Consider the following 14,755-nt stretch of genomic DNA (forward strand, 5'->3'; position numbering starts at 1 on the left):
CGAATCTAACCAACCACCCTCAACCCGGGTCGGCTCAACCTGGGTCGGATCTCGCAATACCACGGTATAATTCCCATCGACGCGGAACGCCGTGTGACCGCGGCTTTCGTGTGCGTGTCGTGATCACTTCCAGGGCAGGAGGGAATTGTAGGTGCCGAGCTGTTTGGCACGTAGTTCGCAGAGCGGGTGCGCGCCGGCTCGCACCGCTGCCATCGGCTCCCTCGCTTCGAGACTCACCAACCACCCAACTTGCGGAAGTGCACAATGAACAAGAACCGTTCTTCTCGATGGCTGTGCGGCACCACGTGGATGGCGCTCGGCGTCGCGGCCCTCTTTGGATGCTCTGGTGGCGACGGCGGGGTTGATGAGGGCACGGGCGGCTCGGGGGCAGCCGGCAGCACCGTCAGCTCCGGCACCACCACCAGCGCCAGCACGACCGCCAGCAGCAGCGCGTCGGTCACCAGCGGCACCGGAGGCCCTGGAACGACCACCACCTCGACGGGCAGCTCGAGCGAAGGCGGCGGCGGGTCGGGTGGTTCGAACAGCGGGACCGGCGGAAGCGACGGAACGGGCGGCGCCCCCAGCAGCGAGAAGTTCGTCGGCAACATCACGACGAGCGGCGCCGTGCGCGACGGGTTCGCGAAGTACTGGAACCAGATCACGCCCGAGAACGAGGGCAAATGGGGCTCCGTCGAGAGGACCCAGGGCTCCAAGGACTGGAGCAAGCTCGACGCGATCTACAAGTACGCGAAGGACAACAACATCATCTTCAAGCACCACGTCTTCGTGTGGGGCAGCCAGCAGCCGGACTGGGTCGGGCGTCTCTCCGCGGATCAGCAGCGGAACGCCGTGCGCGACTGGATGAAGACGTTCTGTGAGCGCTACCCCGACACGAAGTACATCGACGTCGTCAACGAGCCGCCGCCCCACACCACCCCTTCCTACAAGAACGGCATCGGCGGCGACGGCGCCAGCGGCTGGGACTGGATCGTCAACTCCTTCAAGTGGGCTCGCGAGTTCTGCCCGGGCGCGGTCCTGATCTTCAACGACTACAACAACATCGAGTACGAGAACGACCACAACAACTTCATGAGGATCGCGAAGGCCGTGATCGACGCCGGCGCACCGGTCGACGCCCTCGGCGCGCAGGCCCACGACGCGTACAAGATCAGCACCCCCACCGTGAAGTCGTACATCGACAAGATGGCCGCGCTGGGCAAGCCCGTGTACATCACCGAGTACGACATCGGCATCGCGGACGACAACCGGCAGAAGCAGGTGATGGAGGAGCAGTTCACGATGTTCTGGAATCACCCCTCCGTCCCCGGCATCACCCTCTGGGGTTATATCGTCGGCACCACGTGGCGGGACAACACCGGCATCCAGCACTCGAACGGGAACATGCGCCCGGCCATGCAGTGGCTGATGGAGTTCCTGGGCCGCAACTGACACCAGGCTGACGCGATGAGCGCGCGAGCTCCCTCGGTCGAGGGGGCTCGCGCGCTTTTGTACCCACGAGCTCGTGCTCGCTCACACCCCTCACCTCGCACCGGGCTGGCGTGAGTTCGGCAAGGTGACGGTGAACTCGCTCCCCCTCCCCCACTCGCTCTGCACGTCGATGGTGCCCCCGGCGACGTCGATGATCCGCTTCACGATGGCGAGACCCAGGCCCGTGCCGGTCTCTGGCTTCGTGGAGTAGAAGGAGTCGAAGATCCTCCCGAGGTTCTCTCGCCGGATGCCCACGCCGTTGTCCGTCACCTGGATGACGCAGGCCTCGCCCTCGGCCCTCGCCCTGATCTCGATCACGCCCGCGCCGCCGCGCGGATACCGCTCGAGGACGGCATCGCGCGCGTTGCTCAGGAGGTTCTGTACCACGGCGTAGCACTGCGTCGGGTCCGCGACGATGCTCAGGGATGCCGCGACGTCCTCGCGGATCGAGATGCTGGAGCCGTCGAGCGTCTGCCGGAGATCGACAAGCGCGCTCTCGATCAGCTCGCTCAGGTCGATCGGCTCCGCCGCGCCCTCGCCGTCCGTGACGCTGGACAGATCCACGATCTTCTTCGTGATGGCGAGCGCCCGGGTGGTCGCCTTGAACGCCAGCCGCAGCGCAGCGTCGAGCGCCTCCTGGTTCTCGAAGATGTGCTGGAGACGGTCCGTGATCCGATCCAGCTCCTCGTCGGCGAAGCGCAGGCTGAGCTCCTCGTGCAGCTTGCCGAGCTCCACCCCTGAATCGAAGGTGAGGCTCGGCCGCGACGCCGCCTCGTCCTGCCCGAGCGCCCTCGCGAGCGCCAGCCTCGCTCCTTCCAGCGCGCTCTGGATCTCGTGCGCGAAGCCGCACGCCATCCGCTTCTCGGCCGCCTCGCGCTCCCGGCGGAGGAGCTTGTCGAGCTCGACCTCGCCGGAGGTCGCCTGGGAGGCCTTCCCGATGGTCGCGAGCTCCAGGTCCTCGCCGGCCGCGACGCTCGGCCCCGGCGTCATCGTCCGCGCGGCCACGACGGCATCCGCGCCCCGCGGCGCGAGCTCTGCATACCTGTCCTTGAGCTGCGCCACCTTGGCCTCCGCGCCCCACCGCGCGTAGCCGTGGAGGGCGTCGGCCATGTACGCGCGCGCGATCCTCTTTCTGCCCCTCGCCAGGTGGAACCTGGCGGCGAGCTCGTTTGCCAGCGCCTCGTGGTGCAGGAACTCGCTCTCGTGGGCCGCCGCGATCGCCTTCTCGTAGAGATCCATCGCCGCCGCGCCGTCGCCCGAGACGCGCGCGCGCTCGGCGGAGACCAGGAGGAGCTTGTGGCGGAAGTTCTCGGGGCAGCTGTCCGCCCACACCGCGATGTCCGCCTCGTGGCGCTCGATCTCCCGCGCGTAGCGCGCCTGGTCCACGGCCGGCGCGGTCGGGTACAGCGCCAGCATGATCAGGCACGCGTAGAACGGCACCTCGGTCGACATCCACATGTTCGCCAGGTACGGTCGCAGCGGCTCCGCCAGGGCGATGAGGGAGAGGGCGCGCTCGTGATCCCCGTAGAGGAACGCGAGCTGAGCCCTCTGGATGTGATAGAACGCCGCCATGAACTCGTGGTTCGGCGCGCCGATCACCGCGTCGAACTCCGCCTCGTCGAAGACTCCATCGCTCAGGGTGTGGTGCCCCTGCGTGCAGCCCCGCAGGTTCGCGATCATCTGCCGGGACGAGGACACGATGAGGTTGGACATGACGTCCCTGGTGCGCTGAAGGAACGGGAGGCACCGCTCGATCTCCTCGGCGATCGCGGTGAGCTCGACGCCGTGGCTCAGCCGGTTCGTGACCCCGTGGAAGAGGGAGTAGCTGGCGAACTGGAAGTCCCCCGCCTCGATGCCGTCCCGGTGCGCCTGCGAGAGGTACGAGAACGACAGGCGGAGCGGCTCCCGGTAGGGAGAGACGAAGATCGCGAAGCTCGACTTCACCTTGGAGGAGACCACGGCGCCGCTCATCTTCTCGTTGAGATCCATCGCGAGCCTGCCGAACTCGTACGCTTCTCCGTAGCGACCCAGCTCGATCAGGACGATCGCGTAGATCAGGTAGCCCCAGGCGGAGACCTCCGAGTGGCCGTGCTTCAGCGAGATGTTGGCGTGCTTGACGCACACGAGCGCGTGGAGGGCGGGGTTCGCGCCGAGGATGGCCGCGCTCACGTTCGTCAGGATCGTCAGCGCGGCCTTGTGCCGGGGGTCGGTCAGCTCCGGGGCGTCGAACAGGTCCGTGATCCGGCGGCCCGCCAGGTTGATCGGCACCTCCGCGAGCTCCGCCTCGAGGGCCGCCTTGATGCGATCGTCCCCTGCGGGCAGCTCGATCCCGAGCAGCGCCAGGGCCGTCCGCGCGCAGCGCACGGACTCGTCGAACCGCGCGACGGCGTTGAAGAGCAAGAGGCGCTGGGCGTGGACGTGCGCGCGATCGAGGTGGGTCCTGGCGCTGGCCAGGATGAAGTTGAACAGCGACTCGGCCTGCGCGAAGCGGCCGCTCAGGAACTCGCAGCCGGCGCGCTCGAGGTGGAGCGCGAACGTGAGCTCGTAGGCCTGGTCCCAGCCCTCCTCGCCGAGGAGCGACGCCCCGGCCGCTAGGTAGCCCGCCGCGACGTCGTGGGCCGCCGACGCCTTCGCCTTCGTGCCGGCGGCGAGGTTCAAGCGCGCGAGGATCGTCCGCTCGGCCGGCGAGGTGATCCGCGAGGCGCCGAGGTTCAGGTGGTTCACCGTGTCGAACAGGCTCTCGTCTCGATCGCCGAGCTCCCGCTGCGCGAGCATCAGGCGCCCGATCCGCAGGTGGAGATCTTGCTTGAGATCTTCCTCGATCAGCGAGTAGGCGGCCTGCTGCACGCGATCGTGCAGGAACCTGTACGAGACATCGATGTCCACGGGGGCGAGCCCGCCCTCGCCGCTCGGATCGGGCGTGACGTGGACGAACCGGTACTCGGTGTCCAGGGGAAGGACGATGTTCTCCCGGAGCGCCTCCCAGAGGTCGGCGGCCGTCTCGGCGGGCGGCCGCTCGTCGATCATCGAGAGCGTCCCCAGGTCGAACCGGTGGCCGATGCACGCGGCGAGCGTGAGAATCCGCTGCGTGCGCGGCGTGAGCCGACGGAGCTTCCTCGCCATGAACTCGACCACGTTGTCCGTGATCCCCGCCCTCCGGATGCCCTCGAGATCCCAGCAGAACGCGCCGGAGGACGCGTCGAAGGTGAGCAGGTGGTCCTTGTAGAGCGAGGCGAGGAACTGATTGATGAAGAAGGGGTTCCCCTGGGTCTTGTCGAGGACGAGCTTCGCCAGCGGGGCGGAGCTCTCCTGGTCGCAGCCGAGGGCGTCGGCGACGAGCTGATTGATGTCCGACAGGCGCAGCGGATCGAGGTTGACCTCGACGACGCTCGTCCCCGCCTCCCGGAGCTCTGCCCGGGCCGCCGAGAGCGGGTGGCCGGCGTCCACCTCGTCGTCCCGGTAGGCGCCGATCACGAGCAGGTAGCCGCGCTCCGGATCCGACAGGAGCAGCGTGAGGAGCCTGAGCGAGGCGAGATCGGCCCACTGCAGGTCGTCGAGGAAGAGGACCAGCGGATGGTCGGCCGTGGCGAAGACGCGGAGGAACCGCTGGAAGACCAGGTCGAGTCGATTCTGGGACTCGCTCGCCCCGAGCTCGGGCACGAGCGGCTGGGGACCGACGATGAGCTCCAGCTCCGGCATCAGCTCGACGAGGACCCGCGCGCTCTGGCCGAGGGCTGTCGCGAGCTTGCGCCGGAGCCGGGTGAGCGGCTCCGTGCGCTCGGCGAGCAGGTGCCGGATGAGATCCCGGAACGCCTGCGCCAGCGAGGCGTACGGGATGCTCCGGTTGAACTGGTCGAACTTGCCCGCGATGAAGCGCGCTCGCCGGTCCGCGATCACCTTGTGCAGCTCGCTCACGACCGCCGATTTGCCGATGCCGGCGTGGCCGGAGATCAGCGCGAGCTCGGCGGTGCCCCGGCTCGCGCGCTCCCAGGCGGCGCGGAGCGCCGCGATCTCCCCGTCGCGTCCATAGAGCTTCTGCGGGATGAGCAGCCCGTGGCCGCGGTCGTACCGGCCGAGCGGGAAGGGCTTGATGTGGCCGGTGGCCTCGAGCTGCTCCAGGCACTCACGCAGATCGGCCCTGAGGCCGTGCGCGCTCTGGTACCGATCCTCCGCCGCCTTGGACAGGAGCTTCATCACGATGTTCGAGACCGCCTCGGGGACCCCGGGCGACCGCATGTGCGGCGGCGTCGGCTGCCTGGCGATGTGGCTGTGCAAGAGCTCCAGCGGGTCGGTCGCCCGGAAAGGCGGCGCGCCCGTCAGCATCTCGTAGAGGGTAACCCCGAGGGAATACAGGTCGGTGCGGTGATCGAGGGCTCGATTCATCCGCCCGGTCTGCTCCGGTGACATGTAGGCCAGGGTCCCTTCCAGCGAGTCGGGGCTGCTGGCCCGCTGGATCTCCTGGGAGAGGCGCGTGGCGATGCCGAAGTCGATCAGCTTCACCTGGCGCGTGTCCATGCGGACGAGGATGTTGTGCGGCTTGATGTCCTTGTGAATGATGTGGCGCCGGTGGATCGCGTCCACGGCGTCCGCGATGGAATCGGCGATCTGGAGCGAGGTCTTCAGGCCGAGCGACTGCGCCTGCTGGAGGACGTCGCTCAGCGGCTGTTCCTCGAGGCTCTCGGTGACGAGCGCGAGGCTCGCGCCCACCCGCTCCAGGCCGTACGCCTTCACCACGCTGGCGAGGTCGAGGTCCCTGGTGATCTCGTAGTCGTGCCGGAGCTTGGCGATCTGCCGGGACGTCGGGTATTCGCTCCTGAAGACCTTGATCGCGACGGACGCCCGGTCCACGTTCCGGTACCCACGATAGATGACGGTCTCGACGTCGCTCTGGATCTCGCCCGTGATCGTGTAATGGGTAAGGCTGATCATCGTCCTCTCCACCACACCATCGCGACAGCGGGTCTCTCCGTGGAGGCCGCTCGCAGAGGGTGGGTGGTGGGTCGCCGTCGCTCGATCGCTGGACAGCGTCGCAAGAGAGAGCAGGCCGTGGGGAGCCGATGGCGCTCGGGTGCAGCGGCCAGAGCCCCGCCAGACACCGTCCGGGATCGCCCGATATACCCTCTGAGTCCGATCGCGCGCATGCCGCGGATTGACCGCGGAATCGCTTCCCTGCCCATCTTTGTTGCATAACACCCTTGCGGCATCCGGGTAAATGGACTCGGGGCAGGACTGTAATGCAACCAACGCCAACTCCGGAGGAGTCGGGGCGAGTCGAAGGAGCGCACCGTGACATCGTGCAGATTTGGCCCCTGTCGCCCTGGGGCGGCCGGTCATGCACGGTTGGCAGCTCGCGCGCGTGCGCGCAGGACGAGCTGCGGCGCGCCCGCGCTCGCGAGCCATGCGGCGCGCGCTGCGCCTCGGCGAGCACGCATCCCACATCCGCGGCGGACCGGGGCACATGAAGGGGCGACACGTCGTGCGTGCACCCGTGCACCCGTGCACCGTGCGGCGCGCGCGCCGTGGCGCCGGCAGCATGCGTCGATAAATGCGGCGGAGCTGCGCCTTGCGACGCTGTCGTGCGAGCGTGCAGGTACGGTTGCGCGAGAGATCCCGGGCGTTCGCCATTCAAAGGTCCGCGCGTTCGAGATACGCTGCGGACATGTCCCGGCCTCCCACGTCAGGTCGTCCTCCCACGGGCACAGGAACCGGTCTGGGACGCGGGGGCGACACGAAGATCACCGGCGTGCTGCTGCCGCCCTCGTCGCGTCGAGCGCCCGATCCGCCGGCGCCGGTCGGCGCGCGCGAGGCCGTCACGCTCGCCCCGCCGGCGCCGGTCGGCGCGCGCGAGGCCGTCACGCTCGCCCCGCCGGCGCCGCAGCCGCGCCCTGCCGCTCCGCGCGGACCCGGACGCGACAAAGGCCGCGCCCCGCTCGCGCGAGGCCGCGTCGTCGCCGGGCGGTACAGGCTCGTGCACCCGCTCGGCCAGGGCGCGATGGGCGAGGTGTGGCGCGCGCACGACAGCGTCCGGCGGTTCGACGTCGCGCTCAAGTTCCTCGTGCTGCCTCGCCAGGACCCTGCCATCGACATGATGGAGCGCTTCCGGTTCGAGGCGCAGGTCGCGGCGCAGATCGGGCGGAAGACGGACCTCATCGTCACGGTGCACGACGCCGGCGAGGATCCCGAGGCGGGCCCGTACCTCGTGATGGAGTACGTGCGCGGCCGATCGCTCCGGCAGTTCATCCAGGAGCGAGGGCGGGTGCCGGCGGGTGAACTCGGCGCGCTCCTCTGCCAGATCGGAGAGGCGCTCTCGGTCGCGCATGGACTCGGCATCGTGCACCGGGACATCAAGCCGTCGAACATCCTGCTCCGCGAGGGGCGCGACGGACGCCTGCGCGCGAAGGTCGCGGACTTCGGCATCGCCAAGTGGATTCGCCAGGATCTACCGGCCGACTTCCCGCGCCAGACCGCGGAGGGCGTGGTGCTGGGCACGCCGGCGTACCTCAGCCCGGAGCACACGTGCACCGGGCACGCGGATCCGCAGCTCGACATGTGGGCCCTCGCGGTGGTCGCGCACGTGGCGCTCACGGGGCAGCAGCCGTTCGCGGGCCGCACGATCGCCGACGTGCTCGCCTCCATCCTCGCCAGCGATCGGCCGCCGCTGTCGACGCTGTGCCCGGGAGCGCCGCCGGAGCTGGAGGCCTGGTTCACGCGGGCCTTCGCCCTGGATCCGGGGGAGCGATTCCCGTCGATCGGGCCGATGATCGCGGCGTTCGTGGCCGCGGCCGGGGTGCCGGAGGCGCCGGCCGAGCGGGCGCCCGCCGCGCCGGCGCGCCGGACCGGGCTGCACCTCGCGGCGGCGGGCCTCATGATGGCGCTCGGGATGGGGCTGGCGCTCGTCACGGCGCTGCCCTGGAAGCGGTCGGAGGGCAGCACGGCCGCGCTGCTGGCGGTCAGCGACGGGGTGCTCGCCGCCGCGCGCCGCGCCCCTGGGGCTCAGACGCCCAGGGCGCCCCAGGCGGCCGCGTGCTCGACCGGCGCGCCGGGCGGGACGGGGACGGCGCAGGCGCAGGCTGCGGCGCCGCTGGCGGCTGCGGCGCCGCTGGCGGCTGCGGCGCCGCTGGCGGCTGCGGCGCCGCTGGCGGCTGCTGCGCCGCTGGCGGCTGCGCCGCTGGCGGCCGCGCCGAGGCCTGCCGCGGTGCGGCCCGCCGCGGCGCGGCCGGCGCGCGCGACCGAGGCGCCGCGGAGCACGGGCGGAGCCCCGTCGCGGCAACGCGCGAACGATGCGGGCGTGCGGAAGAGCGCGATCTTCTGAGCGGAGAAGCCCCGGCGTGGATCACGCCGACCTGCGCGGGGTTGGCTCTGGCCTGGCTGGGAGGCAGGCAGCGGTGCCGCTGCCCGGGCCCGATCACGGCGTCATCCAGTTGCGTGAGACGCACAGCATGGCCAGCAGCTTGACCGTATCGCCGTAATAGTCCTCGACGGGAGCGGCGGCGACGATGTGGCTCCACAGGCTGTCCAGCCACGCCTGACCACCGGAATCCGCGGTGGCCGCGACCGCGAACGGCGCGATGAACACCATGTCGCTGTAGGACTCGATCGCGCGGCCGTCGAGGTAGTAGCCGGCGCGGATGCTGCTCGGGTTGCCCCGGGTCTTGCCGCGGATCCAGCGGCTGATCCTGCCGACCGCCTCGCGCGAGCGCGCGTCGCCGCTGATCGCCGCGTCGATGCCGAGGCGCCACGGCACGCGGGCCGCGTTCCAGGAATACCGGCCGTCGTGCGGCGCCTCGAGGAAGTTGGCCGCGGCGGGGCGAGGCGTCGTGTGCGTGTTGATGACGAAATCGGGCAGCAGGCCGGTCGCGCTGGCGTGGCTGTTCTGCATCGTCTCGATCAAGGTCTGGTGGGAGCTCAACACCCGCGACCAGTCGGTGCCGGCGCGGCCGATGAAGCTGCGGAAGTGGCCGAGCATCCAGTCGGAGCTGCGCGTGGCGTAATAATACGTGGGATCGTCCGGCCACTTCGCCCAGTCACCCAGGTTGACGAGCTTCGTGGTCGGGTTGACGTTGCTCGCCGCGATCGCGTTGAGCACGCGGGTCGCCTCGGAGGCGTAGTCGATCGCGCCGCCGGAGCCCCACTGCTCGTGCGCGAGCAGCAGCGCGTAGGCGATGTCGAGGTCGCCGTCCGTGGCCGAGTCGTGATCGAGGATGTCGCGGCAACTGGCGTCCTGCGCCCACGCCATCAGGTCGGGGTTGTTCTGGCTGGGGTGGCGGCGGTTGTAGCGGTGCAGGCCGTCGAAGATCGCCTGGGCCTGCGCGTCTTGCCCGGCCATCATCACGGCGATGAGCATGCCGTAGCCCTGGCCCTCGGACACGACGTGAGCGCCGTCGCCCGTGCTGGCCCGGATGCGGACTTCGTCCGGCTGACAACCGGCCTCCACGTAGCGGCTCTTCCACTGCCAGTAGAAGCTCGCCGTCGCGCTGTCGGCCGCGGCCTGGCCGGCTGATACGCGCAAGGTCGACGCGTGGTAGGCCTCATGGTGGCTGCCGAACGGATGCGTCTGGGCTTGTGCGCTGCCGGCAGCGCCGAGCAAGGCCAGCGTCAGCCCTTGCAGCACCCGCTTCAGCGGTCCGGTTCGCCTCGACGATGCGGCCGATGAGGAAGAAAGGGACATGGAAGCAACCTCCAGGTTGGTGACGCGTTGATCGAGAGAGCGACATCAGGAGAGGCGCGTGCCCTGGCCACCTCCTGCGCCTTGAATGAGGCGAGGCTCGCCGATCCTTCGCGAAATCGTCACCGGGGGAGCGTGATCGTACTTCCCTGCGTCACCACGTCTCCCGCTGCTGGTTGGTGTCGCTGCTGCAAGAGTACAGCTTCACGACCGCCCCGTCGGCGGTCGAGCTGCTGACAACGTCCAGGCACTTGCCGCTGTGTCGCGCGACGACGCGGTGATAGCCATCGCGCACACCATCCATCAACCGGGCAGCTCCCGGTAGAACACCGTGGTGCTGCACAGCCCGCCTCGCGGCCAGAGCGCATAGCCGGGGATCACGCCGCAGCGCTGCCATCCCAGGCGGGTGTACAGACGCTCTGCGTCGCTCCCGGTGACGGTGTCCAGCACCAGCAGCGTCCTGCCCGCCTCGCGCGCCGCCGCTTCGGCGGCGCGCACGAGCGCCTCACCCAGGCCGCGGCGGCGCGCGCTGCGGTGCACCTGCAGCTTGGCCACGTCGGCGCGGTGCGGCTGGTTGTCGGGCATGGTCAACACGACCTGTACCGTGCCCACGATGCTGCCCGACTCCGTGTCTTCGGCCACCAGCACGAGGCGCTCGCCGCGCTCGGCGCTGGCCAGCGTGCTCTGCCAGAAGGCGAGCGCCCTGGCGCGCGGCAGCGGGTGCATGAAGCCGACCGACGCGCCGCTCTCCACGCAGTCCAGCAGCACGTCAGCGAGCGCCTCGGCCACCGCCGGGTCGGAGGTGGCGCGGCGGATGCGGAACGTGTCGGCCATGTGAACCCCTCTCGCGTGGCGAACTCCATGGCACTTACTTCGTGCACGCTGGCGCGGCAAGACGCGTTCCCGACCGGTTGGCCTGCCATGCTGCGACTCCGGTCCTTCGCGTCGCGCCGCCCCGGGCCGACCCCCATCGATGGGTCCGTCGAGCATTGGCCCGTCGACCGCCACGAAGGGGTCCCGATTGATCGAGCAAACCCGTCGTGCCAGATCGTCGGCGATGGCCGTCGCGGGTGACAGGTCGACAGAGATGAAGCAAGACGAGCCGCTCGAACGCGCTCCACGTCCTACAAGAGTGCGCGGCACACCATTTGCCGCTCCCGTGCTGTGACGGTTGCTCGCCGCCTCGCTCTCTGCCTCGGGCTGATCGTGGTCGTCGCGGTGCTCGCGCGTGTCGCGTGGGTGGCGCGACGATCGGGTGCTCCGAGCACCTCTGGCCGACATCGGTCGATCCCGTCGGCGGCCCCCTCGGGCGCGTCGGCGCCCGAGCGAGCAGCCTTTCGCGCGAGCCAGCACAACGCCACACCCGCGCCGATTCAGCCGGCGCCCGGCGGGGCTCCCCTCGCGCGGTCAGCGGCTCCCCTCCAGCCGCCAGCGCTGACGGCGCTGGGGCCGGAAGGCCAGAGCTCGCCGGAGCCCCCGTTCTCACCCGTCCAGCAGGGGACGGCCGACCTCCAGCGCGCCGAGGTCCCCGCGACGTCAGACACCGCCCCCCGCCGCGGGCGCCGCGCGGATCAGTCCTCGTTCCGGCGGAGGTTGCAGCCCGGGCTGTGCACGGACCCCGGCGAGGCATCCCGGGCGAGAGAGACGCTGATCTCGCGTTTCGACCAGGAAGACTGGGGCGGCGCCGGGCGGGTGTATGTCGACCCCAGGCTGCCGGAGGGCACGCACCTGCCCCTCCTGCATCACCTCGACCAGGCGGAGCGCGAGGTGTTCGTGCAGTTGAACCTCGAAGCCCAGCGTCCGGACGTCTTCGCGTACTTCGACGCGGAGCTGCTCGTGGCTGCCGCGTGCACCAACCGCGACGTGGTCGCCTACTACGACGGCGCGATGCACGTGGTCATGACGCACGCTGATGTACAGACCAGCGTTCTGCACGAGTACACGCACCACGTGCTGATGAGCCACGGAATGCTGGGGCCGACCTGGGTGCAAGAGGGAATCGCCATGCACGTCGCGCGCGAAGCGTGGTGGCTCGAACCGAACTGGCTCGGTCGGATACGGGAAGACCCCATGCCGCTGGAGGTGATGGAGCGGGCGATCCCGTACACGCTCCGCTCGGAGGACGCGGTCCTGTTCTATGTGCAAGCGGCCAGCATGGTGGAGTGCCTCGTGCGCGGCGAGCGCGCGAGGTTGCGGGGGCTCATGGCTGCCATGGGCGCGGCCGGAGAAGCAGCGCAGGGCGAGCCGTCCGACGATCCGTCGCAGCTCCTCGAGCCCGCCGCCTGGCAAGGCTGCATCGACGGGCTGATGCGGCGCGCGGGCGCTCCGCGATAGCCGCGGCCCGACGCCCGCCAAGGAACGTGCGGCTGCGCGCGCCCGCGCGCCGGGCTACGGCGCGTACTTCGCCACGACGAAGTCCATGTTGCCGAGCGGGGTGAGGAGCCCGCCGCCGTACTCCACCGCCCAGGCGGTGTCGAACGCGACGCCGCTGAAGAAGACGTTCCCCGCCGGGTCCACGGCGAGGCCCCGCTCGTCCTCGGCGCCGGACAGGAGCGAGTAGGTCTGGAAGGCGTGCCCCCGGCTCCACAGGAGCGAGCCCGCCGGGTCCAGCCTGGCCAGGAAGCGGCTCATGGCGAACTCCGAGAACGAGGTCATCAGCCCGCCGCCGAGGTCCACCGCGCCCCGGTAATGCCCGAGCAGCACGATGTTGCCCGCGCCGTCGAGCGCGAGCGCGCTGGCGTCCTGCTGCGACGCGTTCCCGAGCGCCTTGCCCCAGAGGACGCCGCCGCTCCCCGCGTCGAGCTTCGCGACGAGGGCGTCCGTGCTCCCCGCGCTCGTCAGCGTCGTGCCCCCGCCGAGGCCCACCTGCCCGCCGAACCACCCCGCCACGACGAGGCCGCCCGCCCCGTCGAGCGCCGCGCCCGTCACCTGGTCGTCCTCGGGCCCGCCGATCGCCCGGCCCCAGACGGTCGCGCCGCTGCTCGACGCCAGCCGGACCACGAACCCGTCGTCCCCGCCCGCGCCGCTCACCGGCCCGCCGCCGAGGTCGACCCAGCCCTGCGTCCACCCCGCGAGCACCACGTCGCCCGATGCATCCGCCGCGAGATCCTTCGGCCACATCACGTGCTCCACGTCGAACCCCCGGCTCCAGAGCGGGACGCCGCCGGCGTCGAGCCGCAGCACGAACGTCTTCGTGATGTCGCTGGTCGGCAGCGGACCGAGGCCGAAATCCAGCGGGCCATAGTAGCGCCCCGCCACCGTGATCTCGCCCCCGGGGCCGACCGCGATCGCCTCCGGCTGCTGCGTGCCCGCGGCGCCGTACCGCTGGCTCCAGAGCGTCGTGCCGTTCGCGTCGAGCCGCAGCACGAACACGTCCGCCCCGCCCGCGCTGACCAGCGGGCCGGCCCCGAAGTCCACGGTGTTCCAGAACGACCCCGTGACGATCACGTCGCCCGACGCGTCCGTGGCGATGCCGAAGCCGAGGTCCGGGCCGTCGCTGCCGAAGCTGCGCGCCCAGAGGGGGTTGCCGGCCGGGTCGAGCTTGATCACGAACGCATCCACCCCGCGCCCGCCCACAAGCGTCTGCGACCCGACGGGCAGCGACCGGCTGAAGCTCCCGGTGAGCAGCAGGTTCCCCGCGGCGTCCGTCGCGATGTCGTAGACGAGCCGGTTGCCGGCCTGCGCGACAGCGTCGCCGAAGAGCTTGCTCCAGAGGTGACCCGGCAGGCACCCCACCGCCCCGTTGCAATCGACGTCCGTGGTCGAGGTGCACGCCTCGCTCTCGGGCCTCACCTCGCCGCTGCAAGGCCCCCACGCCGTGCCGGTCAGGTTGCACGCGCGCTGGCCCTCCTGGCACGCGCCGACCGCCCGCGTGACCTCGGGCCCGCCGTAGCAGGCCTCCGTCGCCCCCGGCGCGCAGATCGGCTCGCAGATCAGCGCCACGTGCGCGCTCCACACGCTCAGCGCCGCGGCGCCCCCGGCGAGATCGCTCTCCAGGTACACGCCCGACCGACCGCACGGGTCCGTCGACTGCGGCCTGGCGTTCGGCGACGCCGCCGCGAGCGGCTTCACCAGCTCGCCCTGCGCGCGCAGCGCGGAGAGCTCCGCCGCGTCGAGCTCCTCGAACACCGTCGGGTCCCCGGTCAGGAGCAGCCGCCCGTCGGCCGTGGCGAGCGGCTCCGCCGCGCGCCGCTCGATCGCCTCGATCTCGGCCGCGAGCGACGCCTCCGCGCCCGCCGCCGAGACGAGCACGATGCGGTCGGCGTCGAGCGCCGGGTCGAGCGCCACGTGGTAGGCGACCCGGGCCGCGCCGAGGTCGAGGCGCAGCCGCTCCCCCGGCGGCAAGGCGCCCACGTCGGCCTGCGTGACGCGCACGTGGCGGACCGACAGCGCGGCCCCGGCCGGCGCGTCGCCCGCGGCGGTGCAGCCCGCCGCGCTCGAGACGGCGATGGCCGACGCGGCGACAGGGATCCAGCGTGAGAAGGCGACAGAGCGTTGCTGGTGCAAGGGCGTCCTCCTGAGAGCGCAGGTTGCGACCCGCCGCCCGACCGATCTGCGGCGAGCGATGGTGGCGCTCGAAACCTGACAGAGTACCGCCCCGCG

The 14,755-nt window shown here is 70.8% G+C and carries 9 protein-coding genes; 3 read left to right on the top strand and 6 right to left on the bottom strand.

The window, feature by feature from the left end; all coding sequences use genetic code 11:
* Positions 1–233 precede the first annotated feature (233 nt).
* Positions 234–662: a hypothetical protein gene (locus tag WME96_RS27550; RefSeq protein WP_437284562.1), complete on the bottom strand. Its 429-nt coding sequence runs from the start codon at positions 660–662 to the stop codon at positions 234–236.
* Between WME96_RS27550 and WME96_RS27555 the strand changes: the two genes are divergently transcribed.
* Entirely contained in the window at positions 625–1,449 is an 825-nt protein-coding gene (locus tag WME96_RS27555; protein WP_437284563.1) for an endo-1,4-beta-xylanase, read from the top strand. The two genes, WME96_RS27550 and WME96_RS27555, sit on opposite strands and share 38 nt — an antisense overlap.
* A gap of 90 nt (positions 1,450–1,539) precedes the next feature.
* On the opposite strand, the gene WME96_RS27560 is transcribed toward WME96_RS27555, so the two are convergent.
* A complete protein-coding gene (locus tag WME96_RS27560; RefSeq protein WP_437284564.1) occupies positions 1,540–6,417 on the bottom strand; it encodes a protein kinase domain-containing protein in 4,878 nt (1,625 codons plus the stop codon).
* A gap of 730 nt (positions 6,418–7,147) precedes the next feature.
* Between WME96_RS27560 and WME96_RS27565 the strand changes: the two genes are divergently transcribed.
* A complete protein-coding gene (locus WME96_RS27565) occupies positions 7,148–8,800 on the top strand; it encodes a serine/threonine-protein kinase (RefSeq protein WP_437284565.1) in 1,653 nt (550 codons plus the stop codon).
* 93 nt (positions 8,801–8,893) lie between these two features.
* On the opposite strand, the gene WME96_RS27570 is transcribed toward WME96_RS27565, so the two are convergent.
* The 3 genes from WME96_RS27570 to WME96_RS27580 form a co-directional block, all read right to left on the bottom strand.
* On the bottom strand, positions 8,894–9,997 hold the full coding sequence (locus WME96_RS27570; protein ID WP_437284566.1) for a glycosyl hydrolase family 8: 1,104 nt from the start codon (positions 9,995–9,997) through the stop codon (positions 8,894–8,896).
* A 310-nt stretch (positions 9,998–10,307) separates the two neighbouring features.
* Positions 10,308–10,448 carry an RICIN domain-containing protein gene (locus tag WME96_RS27575; RefSeq protein WP_437284567.1) on the bottom strand — a complete coding sequence of 47 codons (141 nt, stop codon included), beginning with the start codon at positions 10,446–10,448 and terminating at the stop codon, positions 10,308–10,310.
* 8 nt (positions 10,449–10,456) lie between these two features.
* A complete protein-coding gene (locus WME96_RS27580; protein WP_437284568.1) occupies positions 10,457–10,987 on the bottom strand; it encodes an N-acetyltransferase family protein in 531 nt (176 codons plus the stop codon).
* Between the two features lie 759 nt (positions 10,988–11,746).
* Between WME96_RS27580 and WME96_RS27585 the strand changes: the two genes are divergently transcribed.
* A complete protein-coding gene (locus WME96_RS27585) occupies positions 11,747–12,487 on the top strand; it encodes a translation initiation factor IF-2 (protein ID WP_437284569.1) in 741 nt (246 codons plus the stop codon).
* A 54-nt stretch (positions 12,488–12,541) separates the two neighbouring features.
* On the opposite strand, the gene WME96_RS27590 is transcribed toward WME96_RS27585, so the two are convergent.
* Entirely contained in the window at positions 12,542–14,659 is a 2,118-nt protein-coding gene (locus tag WME96_RS27590; protein WP_437284570.1) for a hypothetical protein, read from the bottom strand.
* Between the last annotated feature and the right edge of the window lie 96 nt (positions 14,660–14,755).

It is taken from the genome of Sorangium sp. So ce406 (assembly GCF_051474675.1).
Taxonomy (GTDB): domain Bacteria; phylum Myxococcota_A; class Polyangia; order Polyangiales; family Polyangiaceae; genus Sorangium; species Sorangium cellulosum_G.